The sequence below is a fragment of the Nocardia sp. NPDC059229 genome (assembly GCF_042754165.1).
In the GTDB taxonomy this organism is placed as follows: domain Bacteria; phylum Actinomycetota; class Actinomycetes; order Mycobacteriales; family Mycobacteriaceae; genus Nocardia.
On record NZ_JBHZAK010000004.1, the window covers coordinates 266,540 to 286,251 of the forward strand.

The window sequence follows — 19,712 nt, forward strand, 5'->3', positions numbered from 1 at the left end:
CGTACTGACGTTCCGGTTCGTCGTTCACTGGGCCGCCAGCTTGGCGATCTCGGCGAGGCGGGCGGTGATCCGCTCGACGTCGCCCTCGGCGATCTCCTTGCGCGCCTTGATCTTCGCGACCACGTCCTCGGGGGCCTTGGCCAGGAACGCCTCGTTGCCGAGCTTGCCGGTGGTGCCGGCCAGTTCCTTCTGGGCGGCGGCGAGGTCCTTCTCCAGGCGGCGGCGCTCGGCGTCGAGGTCGACCGTGCCGGAGGTGTCGATCTCGACGGTCACCGTGGCGGTGCTCAGGCGCACCTCGAGCGAGGCGGTGGCGGCGAAGCCGTCACCGGCCGGGGTGAGCTTGGCCAGGTTGGCGATACCGGCCTCCTGGGCGAGCAGGTCGGCGGTGTCGATGCCGTTGAGCTTGGCGGCCACCTTCTGACTATCGGCCAGGCCCTGGTCGGAGCGGAAGCGGCGGATCTCGGTGATCAGCTTCTGGGTGTCCGAAACCCGGCGGGCCGCAGCCGCGTCGGCGGTGGCGCCGGAGACGGCCGGCCAGGCCGAGACGACGATGGACTCGCCCTCGGCGCCGTCGGTGAGGGCCTGCCACAGCGTCTCGGTGACGAACGGGACGGCCGGATGCAGCAGGCGCAGGACGGCGTCCAGGACGGTGCCGAGCACCAGGCGGGTGCTCGCCGCGCGCTCCTCGGACTCGGCGAACTGCACCTTCGCCAATTCCAGGTACCAGCTGCAGAATTCGTCCCACGCGAAGTGGTACAGACCCTCGAGGGCCTTGCTGAACTCGTAACGGTCCAGGGCCGCATCGACTTCGGTGACGACCTCGTCGAGGCGGTCCAGGATCCAGCGGTCGGTGTCGGTGAGGCTCTCGCGCGCGGGCAGTTCGCCCGGCTGCGCGCCGTTCATGAGCGCGAACTTGGTGGCGTTGAACAGCTTCGTGATGAAGCTGCGCGAGGCCGTCACGTGCGGGGTGCCGACCGAGAGGTCGCCGCCGGGCTGCGCGCCGCGGGCGAGGGTGAATCGGGTGGCGTCGGCGCCGTATTCGTTGATCCAGTCCAGCGGGTCGATGCCGTTGCCGCGCGACTTGGACATCTTCTTGCCGAACTCGTCGCGAATCAGGCCGTGCAGGAACACGTCCTGGAACGGGACCTGCTTCTGGTTCGGGTCCTTGCCGACGGTGAGCACCGGGTCGTCGGAGACGAACATGCCGAACATCATCATCCGGGCGACCCAGAAGAAGAGGATGTCGTAGCCGGTGACCAGCACGCTGGTCGGATAGAACGTGCTCAGCTCGGGCGTGGCGTCCGGCCAGCCCATGGTGGAGAAGGGCCACAGGCCCGAGGAGAACCAGGTGTCGAGCACGTCCGGGTCCTGGACGTAGCCCTCGGGGGCCTGCTCGTCGGGTCCGACGCAGACGATCTCGCCCTCGGGGCCGTACCAGATCGGGATGCGGTGACCCCACCACAGCTGGCGCGAGATGTTCCAGTCGTGCATGTTGTCGACCCACTCGAACCAGCGCGGTTCCTGGCTGGCGGGGTGGATCTTGACATCGCCGTTGCGGACCGCGTCACCGGCGGCCTTGGCGATGCCCTCGACCTTCACCCACCACTGCATGGACAGGCGGGGTTCGATGGGTTCGCCGGAGCGCTCGGAGTGGCCGACCTGGTGGATGTAGGGGTACTTGCGCCCGACCACACGGCCCTCGGCCTCGAGCCGCTCGCGGATCTTGAGCCGGGCCTCGAAGCGGTCCATGCCGTCGAATTCGGTTCCGCTGTCGGCGATCTTGCCGGTCTTGTCCATGATGGTGGGCATGGGCAGGTTGTGGCGCAGGCCGAGCTCGAAGTCGTTGGGGTCGTGCGCCGGGGTGATCTTGACCGCGCCGGAACCGAATTCGGGGTCCACGTAGTCGTCGGCGACGATGGGGATCTGGCGGCCGGTGATCGGGTGGTAGACCGTGGAGCCGATGAGGGCCTGGTACCGCTCGTCGTCCGGATGCACCGCGACGGCCGTGTCACCGAGCATCGTCTCCACCCGGGTGGTGGCCACGATCACGTGCGGCTCATCGTCGTTCAGCGAGCCGTAGCGCAGGGAGACGAGTTCGCCCTCGACCTCCTTGTGGTCCACCTCGAGGTCGGAGATGCCGGTCTGCAGCACCGGCGACCAGTTCACCAGGCGCTCGGCGCGGTAGATGAGGCCCGCGTCGTAGAGGCGCTTGAAGATGGTCTGCACGGCACGGGAGAGCCCGTCGTCCATGGTGAAGCGGTCGCGGCTCCAGTCCACACCGTCGCCGAGGCGGCGCATCTGGCCCTGGATCTGGCCCCCGGACTCGCGCTTCCAGTCCCAGACCTTGTCGACGAACAGCTCGCGGCCGAAGTCCTCCTTGGTCTTGCCGTCGACGGCGAGCTGCTTCTCCACCACGGTCTGGGTGGCGATGCCGGCGTGGTCCATGCCGGGCAGCCAGAGCACCTCGAAGCCCTGCATGCGCTTGCGGCGGGTGAGCAGGTCCATGAGGGTGTGGTCGAGGGCGTGGCCCATGTGCAGGGTGCCGGTGACGTTCGGCGGGGGCAGCACGATCGAGTAGGCGGGCTTGGCGCTAGCCGGGTCGGCGGTGAAGTAACCGGCGGCTACCCAGCGCTCGTACAGGTCGGCCTCGACATCGCTGGGGTTCCAGCTCTTGGGGAGGGCATCGGCACGATTACGCGGGTTCTCAGGGGCTGCGCTGGTCACCGGTCGATTCTAAGGGCTGGGATTATCGCCGAACGACCGGGTTTTTCCTAGGCCCGATTTACCGCCGGAGGGGGCCCGGATGGATAGCCGAAGGGCGAGGCTTCCGACGGATGAGGGACACCGGAAGCCTCGCCCTCGATGGTCAGCCTACCGCCGTTTCGGGCCTCCTTCCCGGATCCAAAGGCAATTCTCAGGTTCTGGCCCAAATGGGCCAGGGTAGACCAGGTTTCGTTGCATCGACGTTGCGTCCGCCGCATTGTTCTCGCGTCGTGACAAGCGCATTGCGAGGTCCTGGCGGAGTGACCGGCGGGTAGCCTGTCGAGCATGAATCCGATTGTCTCGCGGGTGATGTCGACGGTCGCCGGGCAGCTGGGAAATCCGCACGGAGTGCTGGGCAAGGGCGTGGCGCACCTCCTCAATCGCGGGAACCGGCCGATGATCGAGGCCGCGGTGACGGCGACCGAGGTGGCCGCCGGTGACGCGGCTGCCGATATCGGATTCGGCGGGGGCATCGGGCTGACCCTGCTACTGGACCGGATCGGGTCCGGCACGGTGACCGGTGTCGAGCTCTCCCCCGACATGCTGGCGCGGGCCCGATCGGAGTTCGCGGCCGACGTCTCGTCCGACCGCCTGCGCCTGGCCGAGGGCTCCCTCACCGAGCTCCCGTTCCCGGACGCCGCCCTGAATGCCGTGATCACCTGCAACACCATCTATTTCGTGCCGGATCTGGATCGCGCCTGCATCGAGCTGGCACGTGTCCTCGCCCCCGAGGGCCGCTTGGTGATCGGCATCGGCGACCCGGACGTCATGGCGAAAATGCCTTTCGCCCCATACGGATTCACCCTCCGCCCGGTCGCCGAGGTGAAGGATGCGCTGGAGCGGGCCGGGCTGACGGTTGCTCACCAGCTCCTGCCGCGGAAGCCGATTTCTGGAAACTTGCTCATCGCACGCCCGTCCTAGTCGGCGCTCCGACCGCCTGTCGCATTTGCCCGGTCAGAGCATGTGATCTGAATCACTTTTGCTAGCCGGAGTGGCATAAATCACTCGAGCCTTGCCATGGTCACCTGCGGTGATGTGTTCTGGCTACCCGGCTGGATCCAGCCGCCACAGTTCACCGCAGTAATCGATACAGCTCCGCAGGACATCTCTCCCCGCCGCTGGAAAGCGAGTCATCATGCGTGTTCGAACCTTTGCTCTTGCCGCGGCCGCCTGTGCGGGGCTCGGTCTGGCCGGAGCGGCCGGAGCCGGAACCGCTTCCGCCGCAACCCCGTTCGTGATTCCGCAGATCAGCGCGGCGGGGGTGGAGCTCGATCACGGTGAGACGCAGGCCCTGGCCGAGAGCCCGATTCCGGCGCTGATCGACCGGTATGCGCCGCACAATGCCGTGATCCTGGGGCTGCAACCCGATTCGACTCTCATCCAGAACGGCCATGCCGTGTTCGCGGATATGCCCGCGGTCGTCGGTGAGGCCGCGGCGCATCCCAACGGCTCGGTGGATGTGGTGCTGAGCCCGAAGGGTTTGGGCGTCTTTCAGGTCTGGTGAGAGTGTCGAACCATCTTCCTCCGACCCCAGATGACAAATGCGCCCCATGCCGGAAAGACATGGGGCGCACTGCTTTTGCCGGATCGACCGGACGCGGTCGGGCGGTACGACGGGGTCAGGGGACCAGCACGTCCAGGGCGCCCCGGGCGGCGCGGAAGTGCGCGGGGAGCAGTCCGGCCGGGTCGCCGTCGGCGGTGGCGGGCGCGCCGGGAGCGGTCAGGCGGATCTCCCGGGCCTGGTACTGGACCGCGGCGGGATGGTCGATGCGCTTGCCGGAGGACAGGGTCGGGAGCAGGCGCAGCATCTCCAGCCGGGACATGGCTCCGACCACGGTCAGGTCCAGCAGGCCGTCGTCGATGAGCGCGTCGGGGCAGATGAGCATGCCGCCGCCGTAGGTGCGGGTATTGCCGACGGCGACCATGACCGCGTCCAGTTCCAGGACGGTGCCGTCCGGATGGTCGGGTGAGCCGGTCAGTTCGATGCGATAGGGCACGGCCAGCTTGCCCGCGAGTTCGAGCAGGGCGGCGACGGTGTAGCGCATCGGGCCGTTGGGCCAGCGGAGAGCGTTGGCGCGCAGGGTGACTCGCGCGTCGAGGCCGGTGCCGGTGACGGTGGCGAACCAGAGGGCGCGGCCCGACTCCTCGGTTTCCACGGTGCCGAGATCGATGGCGCGGGTCCGGCCGCCCACGACCGTGGCCACCGCGGCGTCGGTGTCGTCGGGGACGCCGAGTTCGCGGGCGAGGTCGTTGCCGGTGCCGCCGGGGATCAGGCCGAGGGGGACGCCCGTGCCGACCAGGGCCTGCAGCACCACGCCGACCAGTCCGTCGCCGCCCGCCGCCACCACGGCGTCGGGGCGGGCGTCCGGGTCGGCCAGCGCCTTGCGCACCAGCCGTTCGCTCTCGGCGGCCGACTCGCCGCGGATCTCGGTGACCTGGACGCCGCGGGCGGCGAAGCGGTTGGCCGCCTCCACGGCGACCAGCGCGCCCTTGCCGTGACCGGACAGCGGATTGGTCACCAGGGCGATGGAGCAGATCGTTGTCACGGAATCAGCTTCCCAGGGTTGAGGATTCCGGCGGGGTCGACGGCATTCTTCACCGCGCGCAGCACCTGCACACCCAGATCGCCGATCTCGTCGGTCATCCACGGCCGATGGTCGGCGCCCACCGCGTGGTGGTGGGTGATGGTGCCGCCCGCGGCCACGATGGCGTCGCCCGCGGCCCGCTTGGCGACGGCCCACTGCGCGATCGGGTCCGCGGCCTGCTTGCCGACGACGGTGAAGTACAGCGACGCGCCGGTCGGGTAGGTGTGCGAGATATGGCACATGACCAGCGCGGGGGTGCCCTGGGCGGTGAGCGAATCGGTCAGCGCCGCGGTCACCTTCGCCTTGAGGTTGGCGAGATCGGCCCAGCTGCTGGCGGTTTCGAGGGTCTCGCAGAGCACGCCCACGTCCAGCAGCGCATCGCGCAGGTAGGGGGCGGCGAAGCGGCCGTGTTCCCATTCCCGGGCGGGGGCTTCGCCGAGCGCGATGCCGCCGGCGGCGGCCAGCAGGGCGGCGGCCTCGGCACTGCGGGCGGCCACGTGCACGGCCGTGCCCTCGAAGGTGGTGACCGCGAGGCAGCCGCCGACGGGCGCGCCGCCGATGTCCCCGGCGCGGGCCAGGTTCAGGCCGGTCTCGGCCTCGTCGGACAGGCGCATGACGGTGGGGGCGGCACCGGCCTGGATGACGGTGCGCAGCGCATTGGCGCCGGTGGCGAAGTCGGGGAACGACCAGGCCTGGTAACCGGTGGTTTCCGGGACCGGGTGCACACGCAGGGTGACGCCGGTGATGATGCCGAGGGTGCCCTCCGAACCGGAGAACAGTTCGCGCAGGTCGGGTCCGGCGGCCGAGGCGGGCGCGCGGCCGAGGTCGAGATCGCCTGCGGGCGTGGCGATCCGGAGCCGCTGGATCATGTCGTCGAAGCGGCCGTAGCCGGCCGAGGCCTGGCCCGAGGAGCGGGTGGCCGCGAAGCCGCCGATGGTGGCGTATTCGAAGCTCTGCGGGAAGTGGCCGAGCGAAAGGCCCTGGCGGGCAAGCAGTTCCTCGGCCTGCGGGCCGGACAGGCCCGCCCCCAGGGTGGCGGTGCCGCTGACCGGATCGACGTCGGTGAGGCTGTCGAGCCGGCGCAGATCGAGCGCGACGACGGCCGGGAAGCGGCCGCGCGCGGGATCCAGGCCGCCGACCACGCTGGTGCCGCCACCGAAGGGCACGACCGCGATGCCCTTGGCGGAGCAGTACTTCAGCAGCGCGAGGACCTGGTCGTGATCGGCGGGGAAGACGACGGCGTCGGGCGCGTCCTGCTCGCCGTCGGCCCGGCGGCGCAGCAGGTCGGGCGTGGATTTGCCGCCGGCGTGCAGCAGGCGGTCGCGATGGTCGATCGACAGGTGCTCGGCTCCGACCACCGCGACGAGCCCGGCGTGCTGTTCCGGCGTGAGCGCCGAGGCGCGCAGCGGCACGTCGCCCTCATCGCGACGGGTCACCGGCTCACCGGACACCCCGAAAACCTGTGCGAGCAGTCCCCGAATCTGCTCGGACAGCGGTTTGTGTCCGGACGGGGAGCCCCAGGCGTCCCACACCATACTCGCGCGAACCTGCGGCTCGCCCGGGTTTTCCGTGGACGCGGCAGCTGCTTGTGTGTCGACCATGCGTTACAGTCTGACATAGAATGTCAAGCAGTAACGACAACTACTCTCCGGTGGTGGCAACCATGAGTTCGACCGAACCATCCTCCGCCGTCGATCGGGCCATCCTCGACGCGGCACGCGCCTGCGTGGCCGAATTCGGCGTCCGGCGCACCACCCTGACCGAGGTGGCCCGCCGCGCGGGCGTCAGCCGGCCGACGGTGTACCGCCGCTGGCCCGATACCGGGTCCCTGGTGGCGGACCTGCTGGTGCGGGAACTGCGCGAGATCATCACCGACACCGCGCCCAGCACGGGCAGCGCGCGCGAGCGGCTGGTCGGGGCCATCGTGGGCGGCGGCGCGGTGATGCGCCGGAATCCCCTGTTCGCCAAGATCTTCCGCGCCGACACCGACATCATGCTGACCTACGTGTTCGAGCGGCTGGGCCGCAATCAGCGCGCCCTCATCGACCTGTTCGCCGACGCCATCCGAGAAGGCCAGGCCGACAACTCGATTCGCGCCGGGGATCCCGGGCAGCTGGCCGCCATGCTGCTGCTGATGGCCCAGTCCGCGGTCCAGTCGGCGACCGCCTTCGCACCGGTTCTGGATGGCGACCACCTCGACACCGAACTCGCCTACGCCCTGCACGGCTACCTGACCCCCACCGGCACCTCGCCGGGGACCGAGTAGCTCGACATTCTCGACAACCGACAGCGGCACTGATCGAAAGGCCTTCCCATGACTTCGAATACGGCTCGGCCCGACTCGTCGCTCAACGCGGCGCGGCGGCGGCGAGAGCTGTCGGCACTCGGTGACGACGCGGCCATCGACGTGCTGGTGATCGGTGGCGGCATCACCGGCGTGGGTGTGGCGCTGGACGCCGCCGCGCGCGGGCTGCGGACGGTACTGGTGGAGAAGCACGACTTCGCGTTCGGCACCAGCCGCTGGAGTTCCAAGCTGGTGCACGGCGGGCTGCGGTATCTGGCCAGCGGCGGGGTCGGGATCGCGCACGAGAGCGCGGTCGAGCGCGACATCCTGCTCACCCGCACCGCGCCGCATCTGACCCGGGCGCTGCCGCAGGTGGTGCCGCTGCTGCCGAATATCGGTGCGGCGCAGAAGCTGCTGGTGCGGACCGGATTCCTGGCCGGGGACGTGCTGCGCCGGGCGGCGGGGACGTCGGCGTCGGTGCTGCCGCGGTCGCGACGGGTGGCGGCGGCCGAGGCGCTGCGGCTGGCCCCGACGGTGCGCCGGGCCGGGCTGCGGGGCGGACTGCTGGCCTGGGACGGGCAGCTGGTGGACGACGCGCGGCTGGTGGTGGCCATCGCCCGCACGGCCGCCCGGGAGGGCGCGACGGTGCTCACCCGGGTCGAGGCCACGCATGTCACCGGCGACCGTGCCACGCTGACCGATGCGCTGACCGGTGAAACCCTGGACGTGACAGCGCGTTCGGTCGTGAACGCCACCGGGGTGTGGGCCGATCAGGTGGATCCGAGCATCGAACTGCGGCCCTCGCGCGGCACGCACCTGGTGTTCGACGCCGCCGCGTTCGGCGGTCTCACCGCCTCGCTGACCGTGCCGATTCCGGGCAGCACCAGTCGTTTCATCTTCGCGTTCCCGGCCGCGCACAACCGGGTCTATCTGGGTCTCACCGACGAGGAGGCGCCCGGCCCCGTGCCGGACGTCCCGCACGCCACCGACGGCGAGATCGACTTCCTGCTCGACACCGTGAACACGGTGCTGCGGGAGCCGTTGCGCCGCAGCGATATTCGCGGCAGCTTCGCGGGCCTGCGGCCGCTGCTGCGCACCGGCGACGACAGCACCGCCGACATCTCGCGCGAGCACGCCGTGCTCACCTCCCCCACCGGCGTCATCACCGTGGTGGGCGGCAAGCTCACCACCTACCGGAAGATGGCCGAGGACGCGGTGGATGCCGCGGTGGCGCACGCGCACCTGGCCGCCGCACCGTGCCGCACCCGCAGCCTGCCCCTGGTGGGCGCGGTGTCCGGCGCGGCCCGCGATGCCATCCAGGCCCCGCCGCGCCTGGTCGAGCGCTACGGCAGCGAGGCGACCACCGTGCTCACGCTGGCCGACCAGCATCCGAGCCTGGCGACGGAGGTGGCGCCCGGCATGGATGTCACCGCCGCCGAATTCGCTTTCGCCGTCGCCCACGAGGGCGCTCTCGACACGGCCGACCTGCTCGACCGCCGGACCCGCATCGGCCTCGTCGCCTCGGACCGGCAGGCTGCCGAGGCCGCCGCAAAGGCGGCCTTCGAGTAGCGGCTGATCAACAACACCGGGTATCGACTGGCCGACCACACCGGACCGCGGCCGGTCCACCGCACCCGAGGCGGTCGGTTCACCACGCCGCAGAGCGGTTGGTCGACGGCATCGGACGGTATCTAGTTGGCGACGCCGCAGCCGGAGCCGGTCGGCAGGCCGGTGCCGACCTGGATGTCGACGTACGGGAAGACGTCCTGCCCGTCGGGGCGGTGCTGCCAGACCTGCAGGCGGTGTGGTCCGGCGGTGACGGGTGTCCACCGGGTCTGGGCCAGCGAGCCGGAGGGAGTGGCGTAGGCGAAGGGAATCCCGTTGTCGTAGAAGACGACCGGGGTGACCGGGTCGTCGACGATGCCGTCGATGTCGTAGCTGCAGCCGGTGCCGTAGTTGGTGGCCGAGCCGAAGCTGATGCCCGGGTCGATGCCGACCCGGGTCGCGGTCGCGCCGGCGGGCGCGGCCAGTCCGGCGACGGTCGCGAGCGTGGCGCAGCCGATCGCGGCGGCGGTGGTGGTCCTGATGATCGTGCCCCTCATGGTTCGGTCCTCATCGGTGACGCCGGAGCCGGATGCACCGGCACGCTGCCTCGATCCTCGCGCCCCGATCCCGGCCAGGGGCGGCATTCCGGCAAACCGGTGGACGCGTGTCGCCGGGCGCCCCGTCGGATCGGTCGTATGCCCGGGCCGCGGAACGGTCCTATGCTTGGCTGCGATGTTGTGGGCGCCGGGAGAGGGAGGCGCGGATGGGTCGGATTCCGACGACGGTCGGGTTGATACCCGGGGCAGGACTGATCGCCCGGTTCGGGAATGTGGTCATCTTCCTGCACGGTGAAAGTCCGTCCACGGAACGGATTATCGGTGCGGCGGAGACCGCGGCGAGCGCCGCGGATCCCGGTGTGGCGATCGCGCAGCGGCTGGCGGCGACCGTGTTCACCAGCAGTTCCGCACAGCCTCCGGCCTTCGGGGTGGTCGCGCCGACGGCGGGCGGAATCCTGATCCTGCTGCGCGGCGCGGTGACCGCCGCGGTCGACGGGCCCGAGGGCGCCCGCCTGCTGTCCGGGGAACGCGCCCTGACCTGGGCCGACGAAATCGTGCGCGATCCGATCCGGCGGCTCACCGTGGTCGCCGACGGCGCGGGCAGCGAACTGCCGCACACCGATCTTCGTGCCGGAGTCGTGCCGGGCGGCGGTTTCGTCCTGCACGCCCCGGTCTCGGGACTGACGGCCCCGCGCGCCAGTGAGACCCCGCCGAAAGCCGCGCCGGAGTCCCCTCCGGTCGCCGACCTCACCCGCCGGGCCCCGACCCCGACGCCTTCCCATACGCGCTTTTCGGTACCCATCCCGGCCCCGGGCGCGGAATCCGCTGTCGGACAGCAGGTTTCCCCGAAACCTCCGGAGCCCGCCGCCGAACCCGTGAATCCCCGCAATGCCGCCACGACTCCGGCTCCGGGCTCACGGCTCGCGGGTGACTCCGGTTCGGACCAGCCTGCGCCGGCGCTCGACAAGCGGGTGCGGATCGAGGCGCAGGCCGACTCCGGACCCGATTCCGGCCGTCCGGCCGGGCGAAAGGATCGCCCCGCCCCGGAGGATCAACCGCCGACGGCGGCGTACAGCCCGGGCGCCGAAGACATCGGCGAGCCCGGAGCCCGCGCCACCGCCGGGCCGCAGCCGCCCGCCACCTCGGCCATGGCCGCGGCAGGCGGGGCGCTCACCAGTACCGAGGGCGCGGTGTATCCGCTGGATCGGCCGTATGTGATCGGGCGGGACCCGATGATCGACGAGGCGGTGCGGCGGGCGGTGGCCTCGCCCATCGTGATCGCGCGGGATCGGCACGTGTCGCGGGTGCACGCGCGGGTGTTCGTCGAGAACGGCCTCGTGTACGTACGGGACGCGGGGACGCCGGGCGGGACCTTCGTGGCGGCCCCCGGTGCGGCGGACTGGGTTCGGGTGGGGCAGCGGCCGACGGAGTTGAAGGCCGGGTGGAGCCTGCGCATCGGCGAGCGGATCCTCACCTATCGCACGGCGCAGGCGGCCCTGTAGATCGCAGTGCCGACCAGGTGGCTGCCGCGCAGGACATCCCGCGCTAGTGCAGTGCGGACCAGTCCCCTCGCTGTAGGGCACTCCGGGCCGCCCCGGGTATCGCCTTCCGGGCGCGGACGGCCTGCTGCGCGGCGGCCACATCGGTGGGGTGATGGCCCAGCACGATCGCCCCGACCGCGCGGTCGCCGGAAATGACCAGCCGCCGATAGGACGGCCGGGGTGATTCGTCCACCACGATCACCTCGTCGCGCTGTCCCGGCTCGACCTGCCCGATGCTGAACAGCTCCAGGCCGACTCCCTTGAGGATGGTGGCGGGCGTCTCCGCGGTCAGCACCTGATCGCCGCCGAGCGCGTTCACCGCCGCGGCCTGCGCCTGTTCGGCGGCGATGGGCCACAGGCCGAGCACGCGGTCGCGATGTTCGGCCACGTCTCCGGCCGCGTACACGTGCGGCACGGCGGTGCGCATGCGGTCGTCCACGAGAATGCCGCGCCGGACCGGGATTCCGGCGCGGGCGGCCAGGTCGGTATTGGGGCGGATGCCGGTGGCGGTGAGGAATACCTCGCACGGCAGGACCGTCCCGTCCTTCAGGACCGCGGACCGGACCGGATCGGAGTCCCGGCCGGGCCCGCGCGGACTGCCGGGTGCGACCGCCCTGGAATCGGCGGTCAGCGCGGCGGTCTCGGCCCGGTGCCGGACCTCGATCCCGGCCCGGGTGAAGTGGTCCAGCACGATGGCCGATGCCCGCGGATCGAGCTGCTTGCCGAGCAGCCGCGGCCCGCGTTCCAGCACGGTGACGCGTAATCCCAACTGGTGCAGGGCATATGCGGCCTCGAGACCGAGCAGACCACCGCCGGCGACCACGGCGCGGACGCAGGACCGCTGCTGGGCGTAGGCGCGAATGGTCATGGCGTCCCCCGCCTCGCGGAGCACGAAGCTGCCGGGCCGGTGCAGTCCGGCGATCTCGGGCAGCGCGGCGGACGCACCCGTCGCGAGGATGAGCCGGTCGTAGGGCAGGACGTCGCCGGTGCCGAGGTGGACCCGCTGCGACCGTGGATCCAGGTGTGTGGCAAGGGTATTGAGCCACGGCGTGATGCGGTGGTCCTCGTACCACTGTTCGGGCAGCAGGTGCAGGCCCTGCATGGCGGACCGGCCGGGTATGAGGCGGGAGATGCCCATGCGGTTGTAGAAATCGTGGGATTCCCGGCCGACCAGGTGGATTTCGCAGTCGGGGTGGCCGCGGCGCAGGAAGTCGGCGGCGGTGACGCCCGCGATGCCGGTGCCGATGACGACCAGGCTCATCAGGGAGCGATCGAAGTGGGCCGGGCGGTCGCCGGTGCCGTGCCCGGGTTCGGGGGTGAGCGAGACCCGGACGCCGCCGCCGTTCACGCGGGCGCAGCACGCCATGCGAGTGTTATCGGCGAATCCCAACCGCCGCAGGGTGTTTCGCTCGTCTGCGGTCGGATCGCACAGTTGCTCGCCACCCTCTAGGACGGCGACCGGGTCGGCGCCGCAGACGCCCATGCGGCAGCCCGACTCCAGGGGCAGGTTCGCCTTCTCGGCGAGATCGAGCAGGCTCACGCCAAGTTCGGCGGCCACGGTCCGGCCGTCGAGGTCCACCGAAGCCGCTGGGACGGTGGCATTGTCGTCGTCGGTGCGCGGCCGCGGGAAGGGCAGCAGGACGGGTTCGGTGCGGGCGCCGGTGCTGAGCGCGTACTGGAGTTCGCTGACCCGGGTGCGGGCCAGGAACAGCAGGGTCGCGGCCAGTACGAAAAAGCTGATCGGCCAGCGTAACCAGGCCACGCCGCCGACACCGGTGATGGTGGTGAACGAGCCGAGCAGCACCGGTCCCGCGAACCAGTAGAAGCCGTTGAGGGCCACCACCGCGTACACCGCCGACAGCATGGCCGGGCTCACCCCGGTCAGCGCCTCGACGGCGAAGTAGACGCCCACCGCGACCAGCAGGACCAGGCCCAGCGTCAGATACCGTTGCGGCACCGGCACTCCCGGATATCCGGCCAGCACCATGAACCCGAGCACGAATCCGGGCAGCGCGGCGGCGAACAGCTTGCGCGGCGCGCTCCAGCCGCGGTCCGGATCGGCCATATCGGCCTGGTAGGCGGCGCGCGGCTTGAAGTCGAAGCAGTTCTTGGCGCAGCCCACGCACGGGCGGCAGTGATTGTTGGCGATGGTGACGAACGGCGTCTGCCCGTAGGCGCGCTGCAGCGGGAACAGCGGGCAGATGCTGCTGCACCAGCCGCTCTTGCCCTTGAACACGACACCTCCGGTGAATGCCGCCAGCAGGACCGCGGACAGCACGAGACCCGTGGCGACGCCGCTGCGGTCCAGGCCCGCGAGGCGCGATCCGGCGATGCCGAAGAACAGGGCGACCGCGATCAGATAGCCGCGCTGCTGCAGCCACGCCGGCGGCGCGAGCGCGCGGGTGAAGCGGAACAGCCGCGGCAGCTGATTGGTGGCGGCCAGCGGACAGGTGTTGCGCCACAGGCCCGGTGCGATGAGGAACAGTCCGGGCAGCAACGGGACGACGATCCTGAAGAAGACGAACAGCCCGCCCGCGGGCCGCACGAACAGCGTGACGATGAGCGCCAGGTAGGCGGTGATGCTCAGGAAGCGCGCCGCCTGCCAGACCGGCAGCGGTATCCGGCTCGGCAGTTCGGTGAAGGCGGGGAACAGGTTTCGCTCGCCGGTCGGGTCGAGGCCGAGGATCCGGTTGGCGAGGGCCACCCAGCGCGCGGGCGTCGGCTCGCCGCCGGGCGGGCGGGGTATCGCGCCCGACGGCCCGAGCACGGTCTCGGAGGGGACGTGCTCGTCCGGTTCGCCGGTCGGGGTGTGCAGCACCAGGATCTCGCTGCGGCCCAGGCGCACCACGTCACCGGTGACGAGTTCCCGCCGACCGGTCAGGGCCACGCCATTGACGGTGGTGCCGTTGCGGCTGCCCAGGTCGACCACGGACAGGGCCGTCGGGGTGGGCACCAGCCGCAGGTGCTGCCGCGAGACCCCGCCGTCGGCCAGCACCTCGTGACTGCCGTCGCGCCCGAAGACGATGGGCCCGTCCAGCAGCCGCCGCCGCGCGGGCCGTCCCCATTCCCGGATCTCGATGACCGGCCGCCCCGCCATGTTCCCGCCCCTTCCCCGGCGCAGTCGTCGATCTCGCTGCGCTCGTGTGTCTATCGCCGGAATCCCGGTTCGCCATTACCGCCGCGCTGCCTCGAGGTCAGGCGCGCTCCCGGAGCAGTTTCACCCGCAGATAGCGGTACCGCTGGCCGACCCGGCGGCAGCCGACGGCCAGGGCCAGTCCGGCCGCAACACCGCCTGCGGCGCACACGATCACTCCGGGCAGGGTGGGTTCGCGGCCGAGCAGCACCCACGCCGCCCCGGCCGCCGCGATCCCGAGCAGTCCCGTGCTGATGGCCAGCCCGACGGTCGCGGCGAAGCGGGCACTGCCGCGCCGCAGCGTGCGGGCGTTCGATTCGGCATATGCGGCGGCGAACAGCAGGAGCAGCAGGATTCCGACGGCCGCCGCGGTGGTCGTGGCCCGCTGCCGCGTCCGCACCCCGAACCGATAGGTGGCCGTCTCGGAACCCGCACGGGACAGCGACAATTCACCGGTCAGCCGACCCGCGAGCACGTACTGGTTCACCGGCGCGGACAACTCCCCCGACCCACCCGGCAAAGCCGCACCCTGTCCCCCGGCCCGCACACCCAGCACATCCACCGACAGCTTCGCCTCATCGGCGTCCACCCCGCTGACAGTGATCGGCACCGGCTTGGACAGATCGAGATCCACGGTCCCCGCGGCGGGATCCACCCCGCCGATCCGAATCATCCCCGCAGGCGGCACATTCCGCCCCGGCGCACCCACCCCGAGCACCGCAACCACCCCGGTCACCGCCACCAACAACGCCGCCACCAGCAACGGCACCCGAGGCGACGGCAGCGTGACCACCCGCTGCACCGGCACCAGATCCGCCCGATCCACCTCCGCCAGCCGCGCCCCACCACGCTGAATCGGCTCACGCGGCCGTATCCGCTCCATCGGCACGGAAGCCCCGGGCCCGAAACCTCCACCCTGTCCGGGATCTTGCCCCGGCTCGAAACCGCCAACCACCCCAGAACCTCCACGTGGTCCTGGACCTCCACCCGGCCCGAAACCTCCGCCCGGTCGCGGACCGCTTCCGTGCCCGAATCCCGCTGGGCCACTGCCGAATCCGTGTTCGGCGGGCATTCCGGCTCCACCCTGCCGCTGGGGCGCAGCGGGCCCGCCGTAGGAGGCGGGTGCCGGCACGCCTCGGTCAGCTCGCCGTGTCGGCTCTGAGCGGGGGTCGGCGGGCGTAGCGCTACCCTGCCCCGCGCTCGGGCTCGACGGCGATCCGTGCGGCGTGGCGGACCCGCCGGAGGTGCGGCCAAGCTCTTCCCAGGACATCGAGTCGGCGATGGGTGCGTTCGGCAGGTGGTGCGGGCGAATCGGTTGCGGCGGAGGTGTTGTCGGCCCGGCGCCGCGGTCACGGGTCACCGCGCCGGGCGGTGGGGGCATCGCACCGGGCGGCGGGGTGTAGGGATCGTGGGAGCCGGGTCTCGGGAGTGGGGTCTGTGGAGTGAAGGGGCCGGGGCTGCGCGGGCTGCGGGCGCTGCCGGTGGCGGCGGCCACGATGGTGTCCGCGCCGATGACCGGGATGCCCACGGGGGTGAGCCAATTCGCGCCCCAGAAGTGGGCGGCGGGCTCGGCGATGGCGACGCCGAAGGTTTCGGCGGTGTCGTAGCGGTCGGCGGGGTCGGAGGCCAGGCCGCGCATGACCGCCTCGGCGATGGGCTGGGGGACGAACGGGGCCACCTCGGTCAGGGGGATCGGGTCGCCGTAGGCGTGGGCGAACAGCAGGGACAGGGCGTCGGGTCCGGGTGGAAAGGGCAGCACGCCGGAGAGCAGCTGGTAGAGCATGGTGGCCAGGGCGTAGACATCGGTAGCGGGTGAAAGCCCTTGGCCGCGCACCTGTTCCGGCGCGATATAGGAGGGCGTGCCGATGATCTCGCCCGCCCGAGTCACCAGTGTGTCCGCGCCGCCGACGATCTTGGCGATCCCGAAATCGGTAAGTTTGAGCGCGCCATTCGCCGCGAACATGAGGTTGGACGGCTTCACGTCTCGATGCAGGATGCCGATGCGATGTGCGGCGTCGAGCCCGGCCGCGCACGACAGCGCTACCGCCACCGCCGCAGTCGCCTCGAATCCCGCTGTGATGAAACGGTTCTCGACGGTGCCGCCGGGCAGGTACTCCAGCACCAGCAGGCACAGGTCTTCGTGCTCGACGTAGTCGTAGACCGGCACCACGTGCGGGTGGTCGAGCGCCGCCATCATCCGCGCCTCGTCGACGAACCGCCGCCGCACCTGCATATCGTCGGCGAACTGCGGCGGAATCTGCTTGATCGCGACCCGCCGGTGCAAGCCGCGATGCACGCCGGCCAGCACCACCCCGCAGCCGCCACGCCCGATCTGCCCGCCGACCTCGTACCCCGGCAGCGCCGCCCGCACCCGGGCCAGCTCGGCGGTGCCGGTATTCCCCACGCTCATCGGCCCGCACCCTCCGACCGGAAGCCCGGTCCGCCGGGCCCGCTGCGCAGTGTCGGCTCGTCCCCCGGATCCGCCGCCTGGACTGCCGGTCCCGGATCGTTCTTTCCACCGGCGGGATCCCGCCCGATCGTCGTCTCCCCGAGCCCAGCCCCGGACCGCGGCCGCTGCACCCCGCCGGGATATCCGACCGTCGAATCATCCACGCCCGCCGCCGAGTACCGGAATCCTTCGCCGCTCGGTCTACCGACCGTCGGCAGCCCGCCCGACCCCGTGGCATGTGGACCGGTTCCGGCCTGCATCTCGGGCAAACTGCCCGATCCCGGCGAATCCGTTGCCACAGTGGCACTTTCAGCGGTGTCTGGCTGCATGGCCGACGCCAGCGGCCCACCGCCCGGATATCGGCCTCCCCCGATTCCCGGACGCGCGATCCGGGTCGTCTCACCGCTCGGGTAACCGCCGGGAATCGGGCCCGAAGCGGGCCCGCCAGGGAAGACCCGCATCGCGCCCGGGGCCCCGGCGGGACCGACCTGCGTCGCGGCCTCTCCCGAATCTGGTCCGCCGGGCGGGTGATACGGCACGAACTCCGTTGCACCGGAGTCTGATTGAGCACGAACGTCCAGGTCCGGGTAGGTGCCGCCCGGGATTCCCACCGCACCGAGGTCGCGGAAGGTGCCGCCATAGGGCGGATTGGGGCCTGCCGCGGTGGCATTGGCATCGAGTTCCTTCGCGGCGGCGAGATCTTCGGGGTCGAGGCCGAGATCGTCGGGCTGCCGCGGGGTCGGCGAGAGGTATCCGGCCACGAAGAACAGGGCGGCAGTGGCACCCGCCAGGGCGAGCCACAGGGCGGTGCCGGGAACCCACCAGCGCGCCACCGAACCAGTGAACCCGATCATCAGGCCGATGCCGAGGCCGGGCGCGAGCAGGCGCAGGCCGCGCTGCCAGCGATTGGCCGAGAGACGGTGGCGCGCAACGGTCAGGGCCGCGTCGACAATGGCCAGGGCGGTCAGGACCGCGATGATGATGCCGAACAGCCCGTACACCGACGCGAGCGAACCGCGCACATCGACGACGGTGTGCACCGCGGTGAGCGGCTTGCCGTCCGCACCGATGAGCGTGAGGTCGGAGCCGATGAGCCCGCTCGCCTGCCCGTCCAGCCCGGCCGGATCCAAGCGGTAGGTGAGCTTCTCGGTCTTGCCCGCCGCGACCGTCAATTCGACTGTCGTGGAATACGAATAGAAGTTCAGGCCGAGCACGTGCCCGGCGAGATCGACGCGGCGGACCGACACCGGATTCGCGGTCCCATTGGTCACCTCGACGACGACCTGCGCGACCCGCTTCGGATCCAGACGCACCGGATTCCCGGCATTGGCACCGGCAATGGCCCGGCCGTCGAGGGTCGCGGTCGCGCTCACCCCGGTGGCGGCGCGGGCGGGTCCGGCCACGAAGACGACCGCCACCACCACGAGGGCGACCATGAGCAGGGCGCCGAGCACGGTCCCGCCGATCGCCCGGTAGCTGCCGGCACGAGCGACCGGCCGCGATTCCCTCTCGGCGCCGACAGGTTCGGCGGGTCGCTCGGCGGCCGACCAGCCGTCGTCCCATCCGGTATCGCGTTCCCACCGGACGCATCGGTCACTCGCGCACCGGAATTCCGGCAAGTTGGGCGGCTGCACCTGGTGCGGCGCGGTTGTGCGACTGGTCATCGGAGCCTCCGTGCCGGGAGATGGGAGATCAGGCGGTGGCCGTAGAACCAGCCGCCGACGAGCAGGAAGAACAGCAGCACCGTCATCGTCGCCGCGCCGCCGCCGACCTGGCTGACCAGCACGATGGCCAAGGGCGCGGCCAGCTTTCGCCCGCACTCGGCGGTCACCTCGTGCTGGCCGATATCGGTGCCGCCGGTGGCGAGGGTGGCCGCGAAGCCGCCATCGGCCCGGGCCGTGGTGTCGGCGGCGGTGGTCCCGCCGATCGACAGCTTCACGTTGGCACCGGGATCACAGCCGGTGCCGCTGGCCTGCACCGGCGCCCCGGGCGCCACTGCGGGCGGCTCTAGGGAAAGCCCGGAGGTCTGCGCGGGAACGGGAGTGGTCGAGGCGGGCGGCTTGGCCTCCGAACTCGGCGGAACCGCCTCGGTGGTGGTCGGCGGCGGCGCGGCGGTCGTCAGCACCGGCGTGCTCGGCACCGGATTGGGTTGCGGCTGCGGCTGATTCCCGCCCGGCGTGGTGCCAGGAGGTATGACGGCTGTGACGCAAGTTCCGCTCGCGGGCTTGACCGAACCGTCCGGGCAATACTGCGGCTGCGCAGACGGACACACCCCGCTCGACGGCTCGACCGAACCATCGGGGCAAGACTGCGGCTGTGCGGAGGGGCACACCCCGCTGGAGGGTTTCACCGAGCCGTCCGGACAGTACTGCGGCTGCGCGGACGGACAGACTCCGCTCGCGGGCTTCACCGAACCATCCGGGCAATACTGCGGCTGCGCCGACGGACAGACTCCGCTCGCGGGCTTCACCGAACCATCCGGGCAATACTGCGGCTGCGCCGACGGACAGACTCCACTCGCGGGCTTCACCGAACCATCCGGGCAATACTGCGGCTGCGCCGACGAACACACCCCGCTCGCAGGTTTGACCGAACCATCCGGACAGTACTGCGGCTGCGCTGACGGACACACCCCGCTGGAGGGTTTCACCGAACCGTTCGGGCAGTACTGCGGCTGGGTGCAAGTGGTCCAGCCGCAGCCAGGGTCGCCGCCACTGTCGCACGAGTCGCCGCACTGACCGCCGGGATTCGGCTTGCCGTTGCCGTGGCTGGGCGGGCCGTCGTGGGTGCCGGTGCAATCGGTGTAGGTGCAGTCGTTGCCCGGCTGCTGGGTGATGACCGGCGGCGGATTCGGC

Annotated in this window: 14 protein-coding genes; 6 read left to right on the forward strand and 8 right to left on the reverse strand. The window is 71.2% G+C overall.

Features of this window, described 5'->3' with window-relative positions:
• Positions 1-24: 24 nt before the first annotated feature.
• A complete protein-coding gene (locus ACFXHE_RS12540) occupies positions 25-2,724 on the reverse strand; it encodes a valine--tRNA ligase (protein WP_379382522.1) in 2,700 nt (899 codons plus the stop codon).
• 324 nt (positions 2,725-3,048) lie between these two features.
• On the opposite strand from ACFXHE_RS12540, the gene ACFXHE_RS12545 reads away from it, so the two are divergent.
• Both ACFXHE_RS12545 and ACFXHE_RS12550 read left to right on the forward strand, forming a co-directional pair.
• Entirely contained in the window at positions 3,049-3,684 is a 636-nt protein-coding gene (locus ACFXHE_RS12545) for a class I SAM-dependent methyltransferase (protein ID WP_379382524.1), read from the forward strand.
• 214 nt (positions 3,685-3,898) lie between these two features.
• Positions 3,899-4,267, forward strand: coding sequence for a hypothetical protein (locus tag ACFXHE_RS12550; RefSeq protein WP_379382526.1), 369 nt, complete (start codon positions 3,899-3,901; stop codon positions 4,265-4,267).
• Positions 4,268-4,382: 115 nt separating this feature from the next.
• Here ACFXHE_RS12550 and ACFXHE_RS12555 read toward each other — a convergent pair whose 3' ends face one another.
• Both ACFXHE_RS12555 and ACFXHE_RS12560 read right to left on the reverse strand, forming a co-directional pair.
• Positions 4,383-5,309, reverse strand: a complete 927-nt coding sequence (locus tag ACFXHE_RS12555) for a diacylglycerol/lipid kinase family protein (RefSeq protein ID WP_379382528.1) — start codon at positions 5,307-5,309, stop codon at positions 4,383-4,385.
• Positions 5,306-6,883 (reverse strand): FAD-binding oxidoreductase, encoded by a 1,578-nt coding sequence (locus ACFXHE_RS12560; RefSeq protein ID WP_379382841.1) that lies wholly within the window; start codon positions 6,881-6,883, stop codon positions 5,306-5,308. Before ACFXHE_RS12560 ends, ACFXHE_RS12555 begins: the two co-directional genes overlap by 4 nt.
• 128 nt (positions 6,884-7,011) lie before the next feature.
• Between ACFXHE_RS12560 and ACFXHE_RS12565 the strand changes: the two genes are divergently transcribed.
• Entirely contained in the window at positions 7,012-7,614 is a 603-nt protein-coding gene (locus ACFXHE_RS12565; protein ID WP_379382530.1) for a TetR/AcrR family transcriptional regulator, read from the forward strand.
• A 48-nt stretch (positions 7,615-7,662) separates the two neighbouring features.
• Complete coding sequence (locus ACFXHE_RS12570; RefSeq protein WP_379382532.1) at positions 7,663-9,201, forward strand: glycerol-3-phosphate dehydrogenase/oxidase; 1,539 nt, start codon at positions 7,663-7,665, stop codon at positions 9,199-9,201.
• Between the two features lie 122 nt (positions 9,202-9,323).
• On the opposite strand, the gene ACFXHE_RS12575 is transcribed toward ACFXHE_RS12570, so the two are convergent.
• The gene (locus ACFXHE_RS12575) at positions 9,324-9,734 is read right to left on the reverse strand and encodes a hypothetical protein (protein ID WP_379382534.1); all 411 of its coding nucleotides are present in this window, start codon (positions 9,732-9,734) and stop codon (positions 9,324-9,326) included.
• A 206-nt stretch (positions 9,735-9,940) separates the two neighbouring features.
• On the opposite strand from ACFXHE_RS12575, the gene ACFXHE_RS12580 reads away from it, so the two are divergent.
• A complete protein-coding gene (locus ACFXHE_RS12580) occupies positions 9,941-11,236 on the forward strand; it encodes an FHA domain-containing protein (RefSeq protein ID WP_379382536.1) in 1,296 nt (431 codons plus the stop codon).
• A gap of 43 nt (positions 11,237-11,279) precedes the next feature.
• Here the strand turns inward: ACFXHE_RS12580 and ACFXHE_RS12585 are convergent, their stop codons facing one another.
• From ACFXHE_RS12585 to ACFXHE_RS12600, 4 genes are all read right to left on the reverse strand, one after another.
• The gene (locus tag ACFXHE_RS12585) at positions 11,280-14,372 is read right to left on the reverse strand and encodes an FAD-dependent oxidoreductase (RefSeq protein WP_379382538.1); all 3,093 of its coding nucleotides are present in this window, start codon (positions 14,370-14,372) and stop codon (positions 11,280-11,282) included.
• A 97-nt stretch (positions 14,373-14,469) separates the two neighbouring features.
• The gene (locus ACFXHE_RS12590; protein ID WP_379382540.1) at positions 14,470-16,818 is read right to left on the reverse strand and encodes a protein kinase; all 2,349 of its coding nucleotides are present in this window, start codon (positions 16,816-16,818) and stop codon (positions 14,470-14,472) included.
• Positions 16,815-18,521 (reverse strand): hypothetical protein, encoded by a 1,707-nt coding sequence (locus ACFXHE_RS12595; RefSeq protein WP_379382542.1) that lies wholly within the window; start codon positions 18,519-18,521, stop codon positions 16,815-16,817. The genes ACFXHE_RS12590 and ACFXHE_RS12595 overlap by 4 nt, the downstream gene beginning before the upstream one ends.
• A complete protein-coding gene (locus tag ACFXHE_RS12600; RefSeq protein ID WP_379382544.1) occupies positions 18,518-18,997 on the reverse strand; it encodes a hypothetical protein in 480 nt (159 codons plus the stop codon). The genes ACFXHE_RS12595 and ACFXHE_RS12600 overlap by 4 nt, the downstream gene beginning before the upstream one ends.
• Before the next feature lie 61 nt (positions 18,998-19,058).
• On the opposite strand from ACFXHE_RS12600, the gene ACFXHE_RS12605 reads away from it, so the two are divergent.
• On the forward strand, positions 19,059-19,595 hold the full coding sequence (locus ACFXHE_RS12605) for a hypothetical protein (protein ID WP_379382546.1): 537 nt from the start codon (positions 19,059-19,061) through the stop codon (positions 19,593-19,595).
• Positions 19,596-19,712 lie beyond the last annotated feature (117 nt).